Origin of the sequence: Aeromonas australiensis (genome assembly GCF_000819725.1) — a bacterium.
Lineage (GTDB): Bacteria > Pseudomonadota > Gammaproteobacteria > Enterobacterales > Aeromonadaceae > Aeromonas > Aeromonas australiensis.
The window spans coordinates 1-19463 of record NZ_CDDH01000101.1; the positions used below are offsets into that span (position 1 = coordinate 1).

At 59.8% G+C, this 19463-nt stretch carries 17 protein-coding genes; 11 read left to right on the top strand and 6 right to left on the bottom strand.

Features of this window, described 5'->3' with window-relative positions; genetic code table 11:
• Positions 1–218: 218 nt before the first annotated feature.
• Positions 219–1085, bottom strand: coding sequence for a D-hexose-6-phosphate mutarotase (locus tag BN1117_RS16910; RefSeq protein ID WP_040099298.1), 867 nt, complete (start codon positions 1083–1085; stop codon positions 219–221).
• Between the two features lie 86 nt (positions 1086–1171).
• The gene (gene gap, locus BN1117_RS16915) at positions 1172–2167 is read right to left on the bottom strand and encodes a type I glyceraldehyde-3-phosphate dehydrogenase (protein WP_040099300.1); all 996 of its coding nucleotides are present in this window, start codon (positions 2165–2167) and stop codon (positions 1172–1174) included.
• Between the two features lie 346 nt (positions 2168–2513).
• On the opposite strand from gap, the gene malQ reads away from it, so the two are divergent.
• The 4 genes from malQ (at position 2514) to msrB (ending at position 9574) form a co-directional block, all read left to right on the top strand.
• The gene (gene malQ / locus BN1117_RS16920; protein ID WP_040099302.1) at positions 2514–4703 is read left to right on the top strand and encodes a 4-alpha-glucanotransferase; all 2190 of its coding nucleotides are present in this window, start codon (positions 2514–2516) and stop codon (positions 4701–4703) included.
• Between the two features lie 82 nt (positions 4704–4785).
• Positions 4786–6963: a 1,4-alpha-glucan branching protein GlgB gene (gene glgB / locus BN1117_RS16925; protein WP_040099303.1), complete on the top strand. Its 2178-nt coding sequence runs from the start codon at positions 4786–4788 to the stop codon at positions 6961–6963.
• Positions 6963–9119, top strand: coding sequence for a glycogen debranching protein GlgX (gene glgX / locus BN1117_RS16930; RefSeq protein ID WP_040099305.1), 2157 nt, complete (start codon positions 6963–6965; stop codon positions 9117–9119). The genes glgB and glgX overlap by 1 nt, the downstream gene beginning before the upstream one ends.
• A 68-nt stretch (positions 9120–9187) precedes the next feature.
• On the top strand, positions 9188–9574 hold the full coding sequence (gene msrB / locus BN1117_RS16935; RefSeq protein ID WP_040099307.1) for a peptide-methionine (R)-S-oxide reductase MsrB: 387 nt from the start codon (positions 9188–9190) through the stop codon (positions 9572–9574).
• Positions 9575–9647: 73 nt separating this feature from the next.
• Here msrB and chrA read toward each other — a convergent pair whose 3' ends face one another.
• Positions 9648–10814 carry a chromate efflux transporter gene (chrA, locus tag BN1117_RS16940; RefSeq protein ID WP_040099309.1) on the bottom strand — a complete coding sequence of 389 codons (1167 nt, stop codon included), beginning with the start codon at positions 10812–10814 and terminating at the stop codon, positions 9648–9650.
• Positions 10815–10881: 67 nt separating this feature from the next.
• Positions 10882–11328, bottom strand: coding sequence for a nucleotide triphosphate diphosphatase NUDT15 (locus BN1117_RS16945; protein ID WP_040099311.1), 447 nt, complete (start codon positions 11326–11328; stop codon positions 10882–10884).
• 206 nt (positions 11329–11534) lie between these two features.
• Between BN1117_RS16945 and BN1117_RS16950 the strand changes: the two genes are divergently transcribed.
• Positions 11535–11762, top strand: coding sequence for a hypothetical protein (locus BN1117_RS16950; protein WP_005335715.1), 228 nt, complete (start codon positions 11535–11537; stop codon positions 11760–11762).
• Between the two features lie 145 nt (positions 11763–11907).
• Positions 11908–12225: a hypothetical protein gene (locus tag BN1117_RS16955; protein WP_005343224.1), complete on the top strand. Its 318-nt coding sequence runs from the start codon at positions 11908–11910 to the stop codon at positions 12223–12225.
• Positions 12226–12356: 131 nt separating this feature from the next.
• Here BN1117_RS16955 and BN1117_RS16960 read toward each other — a convergent pair whose 3' ends face one another.
• The gene (locus BN1117_RS16960; protein WP_005304871.1) at positions 12357–12833 is read right to left on the bottom strand and encodes an Lrp/AsnC family transcriptional regulator; all 477 of its coding nucleotides are present in this window, start codon (positions 12831–12833) and stop codon (positions 12357–12359) included.
• A gap of 463 nt (positions 12834–13296) precedes the next feature.
• Here BN1117_RS16960 and BN1117_RS16965 point away from each other — a divergent pair, with 463 nt between their 5' ends.
• Complete coding sequence (locus BN1117_RS16965; RefSeq protein WP_040099312.1) at positions 13297–14115, top strand: Cof-type HAD-IIB family hydrolase; 819 nt, start codon at positions 13297–13299, stop codon at positions 14113–14115.
• Between the two features lie 49 nt (positions 14116–14164).
• On the opposite strand, the gene BN1117_RS16970 is transcribed toward BN1117_RS16965, so the two are convergent.
• Positions 14165–14728: a DUF2799 domain-containing protein gene (locus BN1117_RS16970; protein ID WP_040099314.1), complete on the bottom strand. Its 564-nt coding sequence runs from the start codon at positions 14726–14728 to the stop codon at positions 14165–14167.
• Positions 14729–14934: 206 nt separating this feature from the next.
• Here BN1117_RS16970 and BN1117_RS16975 point away from each other — a divergent pair, with 206 nt between their 5' ends.
• From BN1117_RS16975 to BN1117_RS16990, 4 genes are all read left to right on the top strand, one after another.
• Positions 14935–15774: an isopenicillin N synthase family dioxygenase gene (locus BN1117_RS16975; RefSeq protein WP_040099316.1), complete on the top strand. Its 840-nt coding sequence runs from the start codon at positions 14935–14937 to the stop codon at positions 15772–15774.
• Positions 15775–15983: 209 nt separating this feature from the next.
• Positions 15984–17297: a sodium-dependent transporter gene (locus BN1117_RS16980; protein ID WP_040099318.1), complete on the top strand. Its 1314-nt coding sequence runs from the start codon at positions 15984–15986 to the stop codon at positions 17295–17297.
• Positions 17298–17622: 325 nt separating this feature from the next.
• Positions 17623–18936, top strand: coding sequence for a sodium-dependent transporter (locus tag BN1117_RS16985; protein WP_040099320.1), 1314 nt, complete (start codon positions 17623–17625; stop codon positions 18934–18936).
• A gap of 61 nt (positions 18937–18997) precedes the next feature.
• Positions 18998–19348 carry a hypothetical protein gene (locus BN1117_RS16990; RefSeq protein WP_040099322.1) on the top strand — a complete coding sequence of 117 codons (351 nt, stop codon included), beginning with the start codon at positions 18998–19000 and terminating at the stop codon, positions 19346–19348.
• Positions 19349–19463: the final 115 nt, after the last annotated feature.

Consider the following 19463-nt stretch of genomic DNA (forward strand, 5'->3'; position numbering starts at 1 on the left):
CCGCCGAATTCCCCGGCAGATGGTCTTGTTAGGGCGATAGCATGGTCTTTGATGCCTTTTTCATGGCGAAGATGGCCGATAGGCCGACTTGTCAGCCAGTGAGCAGCCCCATGGAGCCGAGCGAAAAAAGAACCCCCCTCTTTGAAAAAGTGGGGGGTTCTTCAGCAATCTGAGGGCTCCCGCGGGAGCCCTCTTTATTTATCTGAACCTCATCCAACTTAGATGATTACGGTGGAGAGGCTGTGCTCTTCATCCGGCGCAACGGTCACACCCGCCTCACCGGCGATGGCCGCTTCGACGCAGAGCATGGTGCGATAGCCATCGTCGCTCATGTCGGCCATGGCGGTGGCCCCTTCCAGCCAGGGGGTCCAGACCACCACGCTGTCGTGGTTGCCACTGACCACCCGGGTCTCGAGCTCACCATCCTGCACCCTCACCAGCGCCTCTGGCTGCCAGTAGACCCGATCCAGCGGCCCGTTCAGGGTCAAGGTACCCTGCTGCTTGGCATCCTCTTCGGTCAGCTTGTCGGCATAGGGCTCACCCAGACCGCTCACGCTCACCGCCTCCGGTGCGCTGATCTGCAAATAGGTGTGCAGCGCACCGCTGTAAGTCAGCGGCTGAGCACCTGTATTGCGAGTGGTCAGCACCAGCGAAAGCTCCTTGCCAACCAGCACGTCCAGCTCCAGCTCGAAAGGGTGATCCCACAGGGCGCGGGTGGCGTCGCTGTCGCGCAGAGAAAGATGGACGAGCGTGCCGTCGGCATGGTCGGAGACCCCGTCCAGCATCCAGAGGGTGGTACGGGCAAAGCCGTGGGAGGGCTTGCCACTACCGACACGAGCTGGCGCCGGGCCAAACCAGGGCCAGCAGATCGGGATACCACCGCGAACAGGCTTGCTGCCATCCAGCACCGCCTTGTCGCTCAGCCAGATGGAGGCTGGTTCGCCATGACGCTGATAGCTCAGCACATGGCCACCAAACAGGCTTATATCGGCCTTGGCATAGTCGTTGTTGACGGAGAGAACCGGCAGGCCGGCCGCATTGTTGGCAAGCTTGCAATTGGCGGTCAGGGGACGAATGGATTGCATGTGGACTCCTGTCATCAGGGGAAACCGGAAAACAAAAAGGCGGCCAATGGCCGCCTTTTTCAAGCTACGCGATTGCGCATCCCAAATTACTTGGAGATGTGAGCGATCAGGTCCAGAACTTTGCTGGAGTAGCCCATTTCGTTGTCGTACCAAGATACAACTTTAACGAATTTGTCGTTCAGCTGGATACCAGCCTTGGCGTCGAATACGGAGGTCTGACGCTCACCCAGGAAGTCGGTAGATACAACTTCGTCTTCGGTGTAGCCCAGAACGCCTTTCATAGCGCCTTCGGAAGCAGCTTTCATCGCTTCGCAGATTTCTGCGTAGGTGGCAGCTTTCTTCAGGTTAACGGTCAGGTCAACAACAGACACGTCCGGAGTCGGAACACGGAAAGCCATACCGGTCAGCAGGCCTTTCAGTTCCGGGATAACTACGCCAACAGCTTTGGCAGCACCGGTAGAGGACGGGATGATGTTCTGAGCCGCACCGCGGCCACCGCGCCAGTCTTTGGCAGACGGACCATCAACGGTCTTCTGGGTAGCAGTGGTAGCGTGAACTGTGGTCATCAGGCCAGACTCGATACCGAAGGTATCGTTCAGAACCTTGGCGATCGGTGCCAGGCAGTTGGTGGTGCAGGAAGCGTTGGAAACGATGTCCTGGCCAGCGTAGGTAGAGTCGTTAACACCCATTACGAACATCGGGGTAGCGTCTTTGGACGGGCCAGTCAGAACAACTTTCTTGGCACCAGCAGCGATGTGCTTACGAGCAGTCTCGTCGGTCAGGAACAGACCGGTAGCTTCAGCAACAACGTCAACACCGATTTCGCCCCACTTCAGGTTGGCCGGGTCACGCTCAGCGGTAACACGTACGGTTTTGCCGTTTACAACCAGGTTGCCGTCTTTAACTTCAACGGTACCGTTGAAACGACCGTGAGTTGAATCGTACTTCAGCATGTAAGCCATGTAGTCAACATCGATCAGATCGTTGATACCAACAACTTCGATGTCAGCACGCTCAGCGGCCAGACGGAATACGAAACGACCGATACGGCCAAAACCGTTAATACCTACTTTGATAGTCATATTTAGTTACCTAACTGTTCAGTAGTCAAAGAAAATTCCGCTTGTAAATTTACTAGAACTCCCCCGTGAGTCAACCAACATTCTGTCTGAAATTGCGCTATATCATGAAAAACTGTGAAATTTATTTTCTGTTTATGTAACTGACTACCACGTTTTGACGAAAAAAGTGCCAGCACGTGGCATCGGGTAGATATCAACAATAGTGCCTACTCGGTCACACAACCATTCACAGAGATATGTAAAAATGTGCGCGGTTTAGCATGGCCAACGAGCCACTGTTCAAGTACCACCCATAAAAATCAAACAAAATAGTATAGATAGAATCCACAGCGGGAATTCTCAAACTATGACCACCCTGATTGAACAGCTGGCTGCCGCAAAAGGTATCGCCAGCGAGTATGTCGATGCCTGGGGCCACCCGGCCCAGGTATCCGAAGAGAGCAAGGCCGCCATGCTGGGCGCCATGGGCTACCGCGTCGATGACGAGGCAGCACTGGTACAACAGCTGGAGGAGGAACATCGCCAGCACTGGCTGCGGGCGCTGGATCCTGTGATGGTGGTTCGCACCGGCGAGCCCGTTACCCTTGAGGTTCGCCTCCCCATCGAATTCGTCAACGACGCCCTCACCTGGCAGCTCCAGCAGGAGCAGGGTGCTGTGCTGTCCGGTCAATTCACCCCCATCGAGGGTGAGCTGGTCGGCGTGGCCGAATTTGAAGAGATGGAGTGCCAGGCCTATCGCGTTACCCTGGAGATGGCCCCCGAGCTGGGTTATCACCAGCTGGTAGTGCTGGAAGAGGGCAATGACGAGCCGCTGGCCACCATGCGCCTTATCGTCGCCCCCAAGGCGTGCTACAAACAGGCGCCGATTGCTGATGGCCGCAAGGTATGGGGTCCGAGCGTACAGCTCTACTGCCTGCGCAGCCGCCACAACTGGGGTATCGGTGATTTCAGCGATCTGGGCCAGCTGGTCGAGAAAGCGGCCGCCTGGGGGGCCCACTTCGTCGGCCTCAACCCCATCCACGCCCTCTATCCGGCCAATCCGGAGAGCGCCAGTCCCTACAGCCCCTCTTCCCGTCGCTGGCTCAACGTGGCCTATATCAATGTGGAAGCGGTGCCCGAATTCCAGCAAAGCGATCGCCTGAAAGCGGAAGTGGCGAGCCCTGCCTTCCAGCAACATCTGGCCGATCTGCGTGCCAAAGAGAACGTCGATTACACCGGCGTGATCCAGACCAAACTCGGCATGCTGCGTCAGGTGTTCGACGAAGCCAGCCTTGGCGCCGAGCGTCAGGCCGCCTTTGATGCCTTCGTGGCCGCTGGTGGCGACAGCCTGCAACAGCAGGCAGCATTTGATGCCCTGCAGGCCCACTTCTATGCCAAGGGCGAAAATGCCTGGGGCTGGCCGGTATGGCCGCAGGAGCTGCGCGATTACCACAACCCTGCCGTTGCCGCCTGGATGGCCGAGCACCCGCAAGATGTCAACTTCTACCTCTATCTGCAGTTCCTGGCTGATGAGCAGCTGGCGCAAGCCGATGCCCGTGCCAAGGCTGCCGGCATGGTGATGGGTATCTACCGGGATCTGGCAGTGGGCGTCTCGGAAGGTTCCACCGAGATCTGGGCCAACCAGGATCTCTACTGCCCGAAAGCCTCGGTCGGTGCGCCGCCCGATATCCTCGGCCCGCTCGGTCAGAACTGGGGCCTGCCCCCGATGAACCCGAACAAGCTGTTCGAAGCGGCCTATCAGCCGATGGTGGACCTGTTCCGTGCCAACATGCGCTCCTGCGGCGCACTGCGTATCGACCACGTGATGGCCTTGCTGCGCCTGTGGTGGGTACCGCCCGGAGCGTCCGCCGCCAAGGGCGCCTACATCTACTATCCGGTCAACGATCTGCTGGGCATTCTGGCCCTCGAATCCCACCGTAATCAGTGCCTGCTGATCGGCGAGGATCTGGGCACCGTGCCGGAGGGGATCGACGTGACCCTGAAAGAGAACGGCGTTCACTCCTACAAGGTGTTCTTCTTCGAGCGCTCCAAGGAAGATGGCGGCTTTATCTCCCCGGCGCACTACACCGAGCAGGCGATGTCGGCCCTGACCACCCACGACATGCCGACCCTCAAGGGCTTCTGGCACTGCGACGATCTGGCGCTCGGCCGTCAACTGGGTCTGTATCCGGATGAAGAGGTTTTGAAGACTCTGTATGCTGATCGTCACCAGGCCAAACAGCGGATCCTCGACAGCCTGCATGGCCACGGTGTTATCTCCGAGAACATCAGCCATGACGTGAACTGGGTCGGCATGAACACCGAGCTCAACCACGGTCTGCAGATCCACATGTCCCGCGGCAGCTGCGCCCTGTTCAGTACCCAGCTGGAAGATTGGCTGGAGATGGACAAGCCGGTTAACGTACCGGGCACCAGTTATGAATACCCCAACTGGCGCCGCAAGCTCTCTGCTGATCTGGAAGATATTTTTGCCAATGAGGCACTCAAGGCACTGGCTGGCAAGATGAGCCAGGCCCGTGATGAGGCCAGTCGTTGAGACGCTGTCTGCCACAGCGCTCTCACCTCAATCCACTCCGGCTTCGGCCGGAGTGGATGCTCTGTCATGAAAGGAAATCTCGATGCTCGTTGAACGTTTGGTTGCTGCCCGCTGTTCCGATCCCTTCTCTCACTTAGGCCTCTCGGCCAATCCGGATGGGCCCGGCCTCAAACTGACCGCCTGGTTGCCTGATGCCCTCGAGGTTCGCGTCAAGGATCTCAAGTCGGGCAAAGTTGTTGCCACCCTGGCGCCCACCGATGAATCGGGTCTTTTTGAAACTGTTTTCACCCGCCGCAAAAACCCCTTCCCCTACCAGCTGATCGCCAGCTACCCAGATGCCACCACCGAGGTCATCGACCCCTATCAGTTTCAGGATGCTGCCTGGGCAGGCCTGGCCGAACTGACCGCCCAGCCGGAAAACCTCTACCACACCCTTGGCGCCCAGCTGCGCACCGTGGAGCATCTTGGCCAGCAGGTGGAAGGGGTGCGTTTTGCGGTCTATGCGCCAAGCGCCACCGCGGTGAGCCTGATCGGCGATTTCAACTTCTGGGATGGCCGTCGCCACCCGATGCAGCGCAGCCTCTGCGGTCACTGGGTACTGTTTGTACCCGGCCTCAAGGCCGGGGAACGCTACAAGTTCGAGCTGAAAGATCCCATGGGCAACCGGCTGCCCCACAAGAGCGATCCGGTCGGCTTCTACTGCGAGCAGTATCCGTCGTTCGCCTCCGTGGTCTATGACCACGACCAGTACCAGTGGCAGGATGGCGAGTGGATTGCCAGCCAGCACAACGACAAGCGCGAGCAGCCCCTCTCCATCTATGAGCTGCACGTTGGATCCTGGAAGCGCCACCCCAACGGCGACAGCCTGAACTGGCGCGAGCTGGCGGTGGAGCTGGTCGCCTACGTCAAGGAGATGGAGTACACCCACATCGAGCTGCTGCCGGTCTCCGAGCACCCCTTCAGCGGCTCCTGGGGCTACCAGCCGGTGGGTATGTTCTCCCCCACCAGCCGTTACGGCACGGCTGATGATTTCAAATACTTCGTCGACCAGTGCCACCAGGCCGGCATCGGCATCATTCTGGACTGGGTGCCCGCCCACTTCCCGTCCGATGCCCACGGCCTGGCACGCTTCGATGGCACCCCGCTCTACGAATATGAAGATCCGCGCCGTGGCTGGCACCCGGACTGGAACTCCTACATCTATGACTTTGGCCGCGACACAGTGCGCCAGTTCCTGGTGGCGAGCGCCCTGTTCTGGCTCGACAAGTTCCATATCGACGGCCTGCGGGTGGATGCGGTCGCCTCCATGCTCTATCTGGACTACTCCCGCAACGCCGGTGAGTGGGTACCGAACGTCGATGGCGGCAACCACAACTACGAGGCGATCAGCCTGCTCAAGTGGACCAACGAGGAGGTCTACGGCAAGTATCCCCACGCCATGACCATAGCCGAAGAGTCCACCGCCTTTGCCGGGGTCTCCCGCCCCACCTTCCTCGGCGGCCTGGGCTTTGGTTTCAAGTGGAATATGGGCTGGATGCACGACACCCTCACCTATATGCAGAAAGAGCCGATCCACCGCCGCTACCACCACAACGACATGACCTTCTCCATGGTTTACCACTATGACGAGAACTTTATTCTGTCGCTCTCCCACGACGAGGTGGTGCACGGCAAGCACTCCATGCTCTACAAGATGCCGGGCGACGAGTGGCAGCAGGCCGCCAACCTGCGGGCCTATATGGGCTTCATGTACGCCCACCCGGGCAAGAAGCTCAATTTCATGGGCACCGAAATCGCTCAGAGCAACGAGTGGAACCACGACGCCCAGCTGCCGTGGCATCTGCTGCAATATCCCAAGCATGCCGGTCAGCAGCGGCTGATCCACGATCTCAACCACCTCTACCGTCATGAGCCTGCCTTGTATCAGGCCGATTATGAGCAGACCGGCTTCCGCTGGCTGGATCACAACGATGCCGACAACAGCATCTTTGCCTGGCTGCGGGCGGACAAAGCGGGCAAGCAGACCATCTTGGTAGCCTGCAACTTCACCCCGGTGCCGCGTATCGAGTATCGGGTCGGCGTTCCTGCGGCGGGCTACTATCGGGTGGTACTCAACACCGACAGCGAGTATTACTGGGGAAGCAACTATGATGTGGGTCTGGTGTTCGCTGCCGAGCCGACCCCCTGGCAGGGGATGGCACACAGCATAGTGCTGGACTTGCCGCCGCTGGCGACCTTGTTTATCAAACAGGAGTCTTGATGCTTGTAATGGAACAAGGGGTGGGCCACCCGCTGGGGGCCCGCCTTGACGAGAACGGTTGCCACTTCTGCGTCTGGGCCCCCCAGTCGGACAAGGTGGAGCTCTGCCTGTACGACGAACAGGAGCAGGAGCTGATGCGGCTGGAGTTGCCCGGCCGCCGTGGCCAGTATCGCTTTGGCTACGTGCGGGGCGTAAAGGCCGGTCAACGCTACGGCTATCGGGTCTATGGCACCCCGCAGGAAGGGATGCTGTTCGATCCGCAAAAACTGCTGATCGATCCCTACGCCAAGGCGCTCAGTCGCCCCACCTACTGGGATGAAGCCCTCTATCAGGGGGACAGTGCCGGGATGATTGCCAAGTCGGTGGTGGTGGATGACAGCTTTGACTGGCAAGGGGTTGGCAAACCGGGGATCAGCCCGGCCCGCACTATCCTCTACGAGACCCACGTCAAAGGCTTCACCAAGCAGCACCCGGGGGTCCCCAAAGCGCAGCAAGGAACTTACCTCGGGATCTGCCATCCGTTGATCATCGAGCATATCAAAACCCTGGGGGTGACCTCGGTGCAGCTGATGCCGGTGGCCGCCTTTATGTCGGAACCCCGGCTAGAGCAGCTGGGCCTGACCAACTACTGGGGCTACAACCCCATCGCCTTCTTCGCCCCGGAGCCGCGCTACAGCACCAAGGCAGACGAGGCGGTGACCGAGTTCAAGACCATGGTACGCGAGCTGCACCGGGCCGGGCTCGAGGTGATCCTGGATGTGGTCTACAACCACACAGCCGCCTCTGGCTTCGATGGCCCCACCCTCTCGTTCAAGGGCTTTGACAACGCAGGTTACTTCGCCTTCGAAGCGGGCCCCCACGGTCCCGACTACCGCCGTCACGCCAACGTGACCGGTTGTGGCAACAGCGTCAATCTGGATCACCCCAACACCCTGCGCCTGGTGCTCGATGCCCTGCGCTACTGGGTCACCGAAATGCAGGTGGATGGCTTCCGTTTCGATCTGGCAGTGACCCTGGCGCGGGAAGCGGGGGAGTTCGAGCCCATGGGCGCCTTCTTCAAGGCGGTGATGGCCGACCCTGTGCTGTCACAGGTCAAACTCATCGCCGAACCCTGGGATATCGGCCCCTTCGGCTACCGGCTGGGTCAATTCCCGAGCCAGTGGCAGGAGATCAACGACCGCTACCGCGACACGGTGCGCGCCTTCTGGCGTGGGGATGCGGGCAAGATGGGGGACTTTGCCACCCGCTTGGTAGGCTCGCGGGATATCTTCCCGAAAAACTGGCGCGCCCCCCACACCAGCGTCAACTACATCTGTTATCACGATGGTTTCACCCTGGAGGATCTGGTCTCCTATAACCAGCGCCACAATCAGGCCAACGGTGAAGACAATCGGGACGGCCACGGCAACAACCTCTCATACAACCACGGGGTCGAAGGGCCGACTCTGGATCCGCGGGTCAACAGTCTGCGCCAGCAGCAGAAGCGCAATCTGATTGCCACCCTGCTGCTCTCCCAAGGGACCCCCCACTTCCTTGCCGGGGATGAGATGGGCCGTAGCCAGCTTGGCAACAACAATGCCTACTGTCAGGACAACCAGATCAGCTGGGTCAACTGGCAGTGGCGGCCAGAGGACGAACGGCTGCTCGCCTTCACCCAGCAGATGATGGCGCTGCGGGCGGAGTCTTGCGTCTTCTCGAATCTGCAACTGAGCGACGACAGCTGGAACGGCGCCGCTACCAGCTGCCATCAGGTCAACTGGTATCACCCGGATGGCCACCAGCTCACCGATCAGGACTGGCACGCCCCCATGGGGCAGGCGTTCGCCATGGATATCGGCATGATCAACTGTGTCGGCGAGCGCTGGTACGTGCTGTTCAACGCCAGCGACTACGATATCCAGTTCCGCCTGCCGCCACCGGGGGAAGGGCTGGAGTGGATCCAGACCGTCGACACCGCCACCAACGATGGCCTCCCCTTCCTGCCCGACGACATCAAGCGGCAGGTGGCAGTTGGCCGGGCTCACTCCCTCAAACTGCTGGAGCGGGTGGCACTGACCAGCACGGCGGAGGATGCCCAACCACCGCAGCAGGAAATTCTCCCGGCATCCGGTGAAGAGATGGTTGCCACCTCGATCACAGATGCGGGCAAAGCATAAGAGGCATGCTGGAGTCAGCTTTACGGAGCCGCTATGCTGGGCGCCAGTATGGATGGCAAGGAGTCGGTATGAGCAGTAACAATCCGGAACAGTGGCGCAGCCAACTGACCACCGAGCAGTTTCACGTCTGCTGGGAGAAGGGCACCGAGCGCCCCTACAGCGGCGCCCTGCTCCACAATCGCAAGAGCGGCAACTACCTCTGTGTCTGCTGCAAGAGCGTGCTGTTTCACTCAGGAGCCAAGTTTGATTCCGGCTGCGGCTGGCCCTCGTTCGACAAGGCCATCGAGGGGACGGTGGAGTACACCGAAGACAACAGCCACGGCATGAAGCGGGTGGAGATCACCTGCCGCCAGTGCGGCTCTCACCTCGGTCACGTCTTCCCCGACGGACCGACCGAGACCGGCCAGCGCTACTGCGTCAACAGCCTGAGTCTGGATTTCGATCCCGAGGTCTGAACGGCTTACCCATTGCAATAAGAACGGCGCCTCCGTTATGGAGGCGCCGTTTTTTATCGGGATTTTACCGGCTTCACGCCAGCAGGATGGCGGCCATCACCAGCAGGGCCGCGATGGCCGGTATCGGCAGCTTCACCACCCGCAGCAGATAAAAGCCGATGGCCGCCAGCGCCAGATCGGTCGGCGCCAGCACCGCACTCTGCCACACCGGCTGATAGAGCGCCGCCAGCAACAAGCCCACCACGGCGGCGTTAATGCCGGTGACGGCTCCCGCCAGACGGGGCCGGGCCAACCACTGCTGCCAGCAGGGGCCCACCGCCCAGAGCAACAGAAAGCCGGGCACAAAGAGCGCCAGGGTCGCCAACAGGGCCCCGGTCAGCGGCATCTCGGGCAACAGCTGGGCGCCAAGATAGGTGGCGAGGGTAAACATGGGCCCTGGCACCAATTGGGCCAGGCTGTAACCGGTCAGAAACTGCTGCTCGTTGAGGGTCTGGCCCACGCTCTCTTGCAGCAGCGGCAGCACCACATGGCCACCGCCAAACACCAGACTACCGGCACGATAGAAGTCGGCAACCAGCTGGCCAAGCGGGCTGCCGAGCAGCGGCAGGCCGATAAAAAGGATGCCAAACAGCAGCAGGGTCGGCCAATGAGGCTGACTGCTGGCGGCAGAAGGCAACTCGGCGGTAGCTGGGCGACTACCCGCCCCGCGCAGGCTGCGGGCGCAGATCAGCGCCGCTCCCGCCAGCATCAACAGTTGAGTCAGCAGGCCGGGCTGCCACCAGAGTGCAGCGGCGGTCACCACCATGATCCCTTGGGTCATTCCCGTGGCACAGAACTGACGACTCATGGTGAGCACCGCATCGGCCACCACGATCAGCGCCAGCAGCTTGAGGCCGTGCAGCGCCGCATCAAGCCACAGATTGCTGCCCAGCTGGCCGATGCCGATCGCGGCCGCCAGTAGCAGCAGAAATGAGGGCAGCGTGAAGCCAACAAAAGCAGAGAGCGCCCCGCCCAGACCGGCGCGATGACGACCGATGGCGAAACCAAGCTGGCTGGAGGCGGGCCCCGGCAGCAGTTGGCACAGCGCCAGCAGGCGGGCAAATTCGGCCTGTGTCAGCCAGCCGAGCCGCTGGACGAAGGTACGCTGGAAATAGCCGATATGAGCGGCCGGACCACCAAAGCTGATGCATCCCAGCCATAAAAACTGAATAAATACCTGTCCCACGCTCTTCTCCCTCATCCCTCTTCTCCCGATGGAGAGGGGATATTATGACAGCGCAATGATCGTTTTATGACAATCAGGCTGATTAGGCCGACACCATTGGCACATCACCCGGCAGATAGCAGCGTCCCGCCAGCCAGCAGGCGATGGATTGGCGGCTGGCGTCGAAATGGGGCTCGGGTAACGCGCGCGGATCGCACCAGACCCAGCCTTCGCACTTCTCCGGCTCCAGCAGCTGCGGCTCACCATCGGCCCGGGCGTGCAGCGTCACCGAGATATAGTGCAGCCCGCTCTCGCGCCAGGTCTCCAGATTGTTGGTCACCGCCACCACCTCGGGCCCGTGGATCTCAAGTCCCGTCTCCTCGGCCACCTCGCGGATCGCCGCCGACTCGAAGCTCTCCCCCAACTCCAGATGACCACCCGGGATCGACCAGTAGGGGGCATGGCTCCCTTTGCGCTTGCCAAGCAGCACCTGGCCATGGGCGTTGGTCAGGATGACGCCAACCCCGACGCGGGGATAGAGAGTGGACATGAAAACGCTCCTTCAATCAGGCAGTAAAACGGCCCCACCTTAGGCCCAAGGAGGGCACAGGGCAAGCCCCGGCTGCACGGCACCTGCACCTGTCGGTGGCTCCTCCCCTTGCCCCTTAACCGGTTATCACTGATGCTGGGGGGTGAAGCCCGGATGGAGAGGTCATCCCAATCCTCTGTGTCCCCCATTACCTCGAGGAGTCCGCCATGAAAAAATTGCTCCCCCTGTGCGCCCTGCTGCTCACGGCTTGCCAAACCACGCCGCCCCCCAACTCGCTCGCCATCGATGATGCCGACGCCTGGCAGGCCATTTGCAAAGATGGCACCCGGGTTCGCGCCGTGGTGGCAGAGGGGATCTGTGGGGATCATCGCGGGGTAGCCATGTGGACGAATAAGCCAAGAGCTGAACGGATGGCAGAAGAAGCCGCTAAATAGTGTGATCCAGGCACCATAAAATGACACTGCCGGCCAATTGGCCGGTTTTTTTCGCGATCTCGCCAGCACTTTGCCACCTTGTTCATGGTGCGCTCAGTTTTCTGTTCCCATACTGGCCCTACAGTTCCAAAAGAGGAGAGACAAGATGCAAACATCCATCGTTGGGCTCTCCATTCTGTGGGGGCTAGCCAGTTTTGGTGTTCAGGGGGATTTCATCGAGAGCCGTGATTCCGTTGCGCCATCCTGGCAAGCCGAGTCCAGAGTGGAGATGGAAGGTTATCTGATTGAATCGCTTGGCGAAGATCGCTGGCTGTTCGACAACGGCAGCGAGAGCCTGCTGGTCTCCCTACCCGAGGGGCAGTGGGTGCCGACCGGCGAGCGGCTGCGGGTCAGCGGCGAACCGCAGCAGGAGCAGAGCGGCTGGCTGCTGCAGGTGGAAGACATCAGCCAGGTCAGCGTCTGACAGCGGCAGTCGCCCCGTCACCGCAACAGCTAATCCAGACCCGATAACCACTACCGAATAACCAAGAGCGAATAGCAAAAGAGGAGGCCAGTGGCCTCCTCTTTCTGTTTCTATAAGCGGCTTGCGCGGGCTCACCCCAGATGGTTGAGCGGCAGCGCCGTCTTGTGCTTGATGCGGCGCAGCACGAAGCTGGAGCGCACTCCGGTCACCCCCGGAATATGGGTCAGCTTGTCCAGCAGGAAGTGCTGATAGTGCTCCATGTCTCGCACCACCACCTTGAGCTGGTAGTCGGCATCGTTACCGGTGATGAGGTCACACTCCAGCACTTCGGGCAGTTCGCTGATGGCGCGATCGAAGTTTTCGAACCGCTCGGGCGTGTGTCTGTCCATGGAAATGTGAATGTAGGCGGTGAGGGTGAGGCCAAGCTGGCGGGCGTTGAGCAGAGTAACGTGGGTGTCGATGAGACCGGCATCCTCCAGCGCCTTGACCCGGCGGGAGCAGGGGGACGGCGAGAGCCCGACCAGCTCGGCCAGTTCCAGATTGCTGATGCGGCCATTCTCCTGCATCAGCTCGAGAATATGTCTGTCTATGCGATCAAGTTTCAGCATTTACCCTTCCTCGTTGCAATGACTAATCCACTTTTCCTAGATTAAGGGTGAACTATTGCAAAAACAACCGAAATAAGTGGTTACTTTGCAACCACTCACCGGCACGGGAGGGATACTATGGTTACATCTTCCGGTGGCAAAGCAGATACCTGACCGGGTCTCTGCGGTGAAGGACCTTACCGGGTCAAGAGCCCCATCAGCCGTCTTACCTTATCGGGAAACGACGGGCTGGAACGAGAGAACCCCCTCCCCGAAGGCAACAAAGCAGGCATCCCGGCGCCTGCTTTGTTGTTTTTGGGCGTTTGGCTGGTCATCCCCATAACCCCGCTCCCGATCACAACCTTGCGGTTCGACGGCACAGAGCCCTTGCATGGCATTGATGGTTTTGGGAGCTTATTGCTCAGCCCATGGCGGTGGAGTGATATCAATGGCAGCAGCCACCGCACACATCTTTGGAGGAGCTATGAGTGAGTACAAGGCCATCGCGCTCGATATGGATGGCACCCTGCTGACCCGGGATCACAAGATCTCGTCGGCCACCCGGGCAGCCCTGGCGCAGGCTCGCGCCCACGGCATCAAGGTGCTGCTGGTCACGGGGCGCCACTACATGACGGCGCGTCCTTTCCACCACGAGCTGGCCCTCGATACCCCCCTCATCTGCAGCAACGGCGCCTATCTCTATGATCCGGTGCAGAACCGGATCCTCAGCGGCGACCCGCTGGCGGTCGCCCCGCTTACCGAGCTGCTGGCCGCGGTCGAGGCGCAGCAGATGGGCGCCCTGTTCCACCTGAGCGAGGGCATTGGCTACATCGGCTGTGAAGAGCATGTCACCCGCATCCGCCACTGGTCGGCCAATCAGCCGGACCACCTCAAGATCGCCCTCCACCCGCTCGAGGAGCTGGCAGGCTGGCTCGATAACCCGGTCTGGAAGCTGGAGCTGTTCAATCAGGATCCGGCACGCCTTCATACCTTTATGGGCGAGGTGGTCGAGCAGATGCCCTTTACCCGTGACTGGGCGGCCCCCTATGCTGTGGAGCTGGTACAGCCCGGTTGCAGCAAGGGCAACCGGCTGGCCCAGTGGGCCGCCAGCGAAGGGATTGCGATGGAGCAGGTGGTGGCGTTTGGGGACAACAACAACGACATCAGCATGTTCGAGCAGGTGGGGCTGGCGGTGGCCATGGGCAATGCGGCCTCGCAGATCAAAAGTCATGCCCATCAGGTCACGGCCGATCACAACGAAGATGGCATAGCACTGGCGCTGCAGCGCTGGGTACTGCCCTGACAAGATGCAAGATGGCCAGCACGCTGGCTGGCCATTAAAAAGAGCGGTATTAACCGCCGAAGGAGAACTGGATCACCCGATCCGGATAGCGCAGACGGTTGTACTCCCGACGCAAGGATTCATGGTTGCGAATGGCCCGATCGCGCTTGGCACGGTAGTAGGCGCGCTGTTCCGTGTTGGTTTCATTGCGGATGCTGCGTTCCAACTGCTCGATATCCCGCTCGGTACGCGCCAGCTCGTCGCTGATCTCCCGCAGGCGGGCAGCCAGTTTGTACTCTTCGTAGCCGCGCTGATACTGCTTGAGGAAGCTGGCATCGTTGGGGCATACCCCCAGATAGGCCTGCCCCTCCTTGCCCTTGCTGTAGGCCAGCTCGGGAATGCAGTAGAGCTCCAGCCCCTTGTCGTAGCCCCGTTTCCACTCAGCCTCATCCACTTTGAGGCCATATTCACTGCAAGACGAAACGTAATCGCGGGTCGCCTGACGAGTTTTGCCTTCCGATCCATCCTGATAACCCAGGTTGTACCAACTCATGGTGCGGCACTCATCTTCCGACAGGGCACTGCATCCCGCCAGCAATAGCGGCAGGGTCAGCAACAGGATTTTAGAGGACATGAACAGACTCCGGAAAAGACATTGCCAAGCATTCTAGAGAGGATAAAAGGCCTTAACAAGGGATGCGCCCCCGTGCGGTCTGGCGCTATTTCTTTGATGTTTTTGTCACTATTCGCGACCGCGTCTGACGAGGTGCCAACCCGCTTTTATTGTTATCAGGCGCAAGGTAAACTGCGCCATCTTTTAACTGGCGCGCAACAAAAACAATGAAAGTCCTGACCGTCGATTACCGCTCACCCGATGCGGCCCAACGCTTCACCGAATCCCTGCGTACCACCGGCTTTGGCGTGTTGACCAACCACCCCATCCCGAAAGAGCTGGTGCAATCTATCTATGACAACTGGTATCGCTTCTTCATGAGCGAACAGAAGCAGGATTTCCTGTTCAATCGCGAGACTCAGGATGGCTACTTCCCGCCGTCAGTCTCCGAAGTGGCCAAGGGCCATAGCCAGAAAGACATCAAGGAGTACTTCCACCTCTACCCCTGGGGCCAGATGCCGGAAGAGCTGAAAGAGCAGGCGATGGAGTACTATCGTCTGGCCAACGGTCTGGCCGCCGAGCTGCTGGGCTGGGTCGAGCAGCATACCCCTGCCGATATCGCCGCCAACTACAGCTGCCCCCTCTCCTCAATGATCGAAGAGAGCCACAAGACCCTGCTGCGGGTGCTGCACTATCCGCCGTTCGATGGCACCGAGGAGCCGGGCGCCATCCGCGCCGCCGCCCACGAAGATATCAATCTGCTCACCATCCTGCCCGCCGCCAACGAACCAGGGTTGCAGGTGAAGGGTTGCGATGGCGAGTGGATGGACGTGCCGTGCGACTTTGGCACCCTTATCATCAACATCGGCGACATGCTGCAGGAGGCCTCTCGCGGCTACTATCCCTCCACCACCCACCGCGTCATCAACCCGACCGGTGGCAGTGCCGCCAAGTCACGCATCTCCCTGCCGCTGTTCCTCCATCCGCGCCCGGATGTGGTGCTCTCCGAGCGCCATACCGCTCACAGTTATCTGATGGAGCGACTGCGGGAGCTGGGGGTGATCTAGTCCGCCGACGAGCCGTTGTCAGAGACCAAACCGGAGCAATCTCGCTCCGGTTTTTATTTGGTGGCAGGATTGAGCAAAAAACAGAATTAAATTAGCCAATCATGCCAATAGATCGCATTTATACCTGATAACCGTCGTAGTGATTGCGCCCTGACCTCCGTAACATGGGCTCCATTCCGCCCCCTTTGGGGCACTCGCCTGGAGTTCGTATGAAGCAGTCCCAATGGTCATCCCGTCTCGGTTATATCCTCGCTGCCGCAGGCTCCGCCGTCGGTATCGGCGCAATCTGGAAATTCCCCTACGTGACCGCCGCCAATGGTGGCGGTGCCTTCCTGCTGGTATTTCTGCTGTTCAGTTTTACCCTGGGGGTAGCGGTACTGATGGGAGAGACCCTGCTCGGCAGCATGAGCCGTCGCGGGGTAGTCGGTGCCTTCGCCAACCTTTTTGGCCAGCGCTGGCGCTGGGTCGGAGCCATGGGGGTGCTCTCGAGCCTGCTTATTTACTGTTTCTATAGTGTGGTGGGTGGCTGGACCCTGGGTTATACCGGCATGGCGATCTCCGGCCAACTCAATCACGGTGATGCGGCGGCCCTCACTGCCCGCTTCAATGACTATGTCAGTGGCGACGTCTGGCCCATTCTCACCCACCTGCTGTTTGCGGCCCTCACCTGGATGGTGGTTCAAGGGGGCATTCAGAAAGGGGTGGAGCGCACCTTGCGCTGGATGATGCCGGCCCTGTTTATCATGATGCTGATGCTGGTGCTCTTTGGTCTCACCCTGCCCAATGCGATGGAGGGGGTGCGTCACTTCCTGATGCCCGATTTCAGCAAGCTGGGGATGTCCGGCGTGCTTGATGCCATGGGGCTGGCCTTCTTCTCCCTCTCCATCGGTCTTGGCATTCACACCACCTACGGCGCCTATCTGCCGAGCAGCGAAGGGGTTGGTCGCTCCAGCCTCTGGGTAGTCCTGCTGGCCAGCATGGTGGCGGTACTGGCGGGCTTGATGATCTTCCCGGTGCTGGCGGCAACCGGTATCGATCCGGCTGCAGGCCCGGGCCTCACTTTTATGACCATGCCAGCGGTGTTCCAGCTGCTGCCATTTGGCCAGGGACTGGAGGTGATCTTCTTCGCTCTGCTGGTCTTTGCGGCCCTCTCCTCAGCTATCTCGCTGCTGGAGCATCTGCAGTGCTTCCTGTGCGAGAGCCTGGGGTGGCCCCGTCGATCCGCCTGCAGCGCCATCACCGGTTTCGTCATGGTCTGCGGCATTCCGGTCAGCCTGTCATTTGGCCCGCTGCAACACGCAACCCTGTTTGGCAAAACGATCTTCGAATTTCTGGATTTTGTCACTTCCAACCTGATGATGCCGCTGTTCGGGCTGATGGTCACACTGTTGTTGGGCTGGAAGTTGGGACGCAAGGCGTTGCCACAGGGGATTACCAACCACTGGCATCACCTGTTGATGAACTGCTGGCGCTGGGTCGCCCCTCTCTTGATCGGCGGGATCCTGATTCGCGGTCTGGTCTGAGCCTCATGCATACAGGCGGGCATCTTTGGCCCGTCTGATCAACACCAAGGTTTTTTTTCGACGCACAAAAATAAAAATTTTATTTTATGTGTCAAATTTTGTTTCCATGGTTTAGGCTGTCACCTCATTCACTGTTCAGGTCATCACCTTATGTCTGCCATCCTCGTGCTGTTTGGTCGATTTTTTAGCTCGCAAGAGAGGTGACCTTGCACGTACAGCTTGTCTGAATGTTCATTGCAAAGGTCGCCCCAGGCGGCCTTTTTTATGGTCAGTTTTTATTGCTACCCAGGAGTATTAGCTCGATGTCGTGTCACCCGGAGGTTGTATGAGCCAGGTTCAATGGTCTTCTCGTCTTGGTCATGTGTTAGCCGCAGCAGGCACCGCGATTGGCCTTGGCGCCATCTGGAAGTTTCCTTATGTCACGGCTACCAATGGCGGTGGCGCCTTCCTGCTGGTGTTTTTGCTGTTCAGTTTCACCCTGGGGGTAGCGGTACAAGTTGGCGAGACCCTGCTCGGTAGCCATAGCCAGCGCGGGGTGCTCGGCGCCTTCCGCAAGCTGGTGGGGCCGAACTGGCGCTGGATGGGGTATATGGGGATCCTGTGCGGCTTTCTGATCTACAGCTTCTACAGCGTGGTAGGTGGCTGGACCGTAGGTTATGCGACGCTGGCACTCTCTGGACAACTCAATCTGAGCGAGGGGAGTGCCCTCACCGCATTGTTTAACGGCTATGTCAGCAACCCCTGGTGGCCAGCCCTGACCCATTTGGTGTTTGCCGGGCTGACCTGGTGGTTCGTCCAGGGCGGTATTCAAAAAGGGGTGGAGCGGGCACTGCGCTGGATGATGCCCGCGCTATTTATCATGATGTTGCTGCTGGTTGGGGTCGGTCTCTCCATGCCGGGCTCCATGGCGGGCGTGCGCCAGCTGCTGCTGCCGGACTTCTCCATGCTGACCGGTCAGAGCGTGCTGGACGCGCTGGGGCTGGCCTTCTTCTCCCTCTCCATCGGGCTTGGGGTACACACCACCTATGGCGCCTACCTCCCCAATAGCGAAGGGGTGCTGCGCTCTGGCGTCTGGGTGGTCACTCTGGCGAGCCTTATCTCGGTGCTGGCGGGGCTGATGATCTTCCCGGCATTGGCCTCGACCGGCATCGATCCCACCGCCGGGCCCGGCCTCACCTTTATGACCATGCCCGCCGTGTTCAACCACCTGCCGTTCGGCCAGGGGCTGGGGGTGGTCTTCTTCCTGCTGTTGCTGGTCGCCGCTCTATCCTCCTCCATCTCCATGCTGGAGCATCTGGTGCGCTTCACCACCGAGGAGTGGGGCTGGTCGCGTCGTGGCGCCTGTCGGGTACTGACCCTGCTTATCATGGCATCCGGCATTCCGGTGAGCCTGTCGTTCGGTCCATGGAGCGATCTGACTCTGTTTGGCAAGACCATCTTCGAGCTGCTCGACTACCTCACCTCCAACCTGATGATGCCGCTGTTTGGCCTGGTACTGACCCTGCTGCTGGGCTGGCGCCTGGGTGATACCATACTGCCTGCGGGCCTGTCACCCACCCTGCGTCTGGCGCTGCTCTGGTGCTGGCGCCTGGTGGCACCGCTGCTGATCAGCGGGATCCTGATCCGCGGGATCATCTAACTTCTGTATCCCCTCACGGGCAGGCCTTGGCCTGCCCTTTTTATTGCCTGCGCGCCCCGCCATGCCCGAAACAGGGGATCCCCGCAACGCTGAGACGGAGCCACTGCACAGGAGTAAAGGCGGTGACAAGCTTGAGAGCAGAGAGAGAAAAGGAGATACCCGCAACGCCGAGACGGAGTCACTGCGCAGGAGTAAAGGCGGTGACAAGCTGGAGAGCAGAGAGAGAAAAGGAGATACCCGCAACGCCGAGACAGAGTCACTGCACAGGAGTAAAGGCGATGACAAGCTTGAGAGCAGACAGAGAAAAGGAGATACCCGCAACGCCGAGACGGAGTCACTGCGCAGGAGTAAAGGCGATGACAAGCTTGAGAGCAGACAGAGAGAGAAAGCGGCCCGCAATAACGAACGCTGACGCGTGTGACGCACTGAATTTTGGGCAAAAAAAATCCCCAGCCTAGTGGGGATATTTCTGCAACATGGTCGATGTCACGACCTTGTCTGCGAATATGGTGGTCGTTACTGGGATC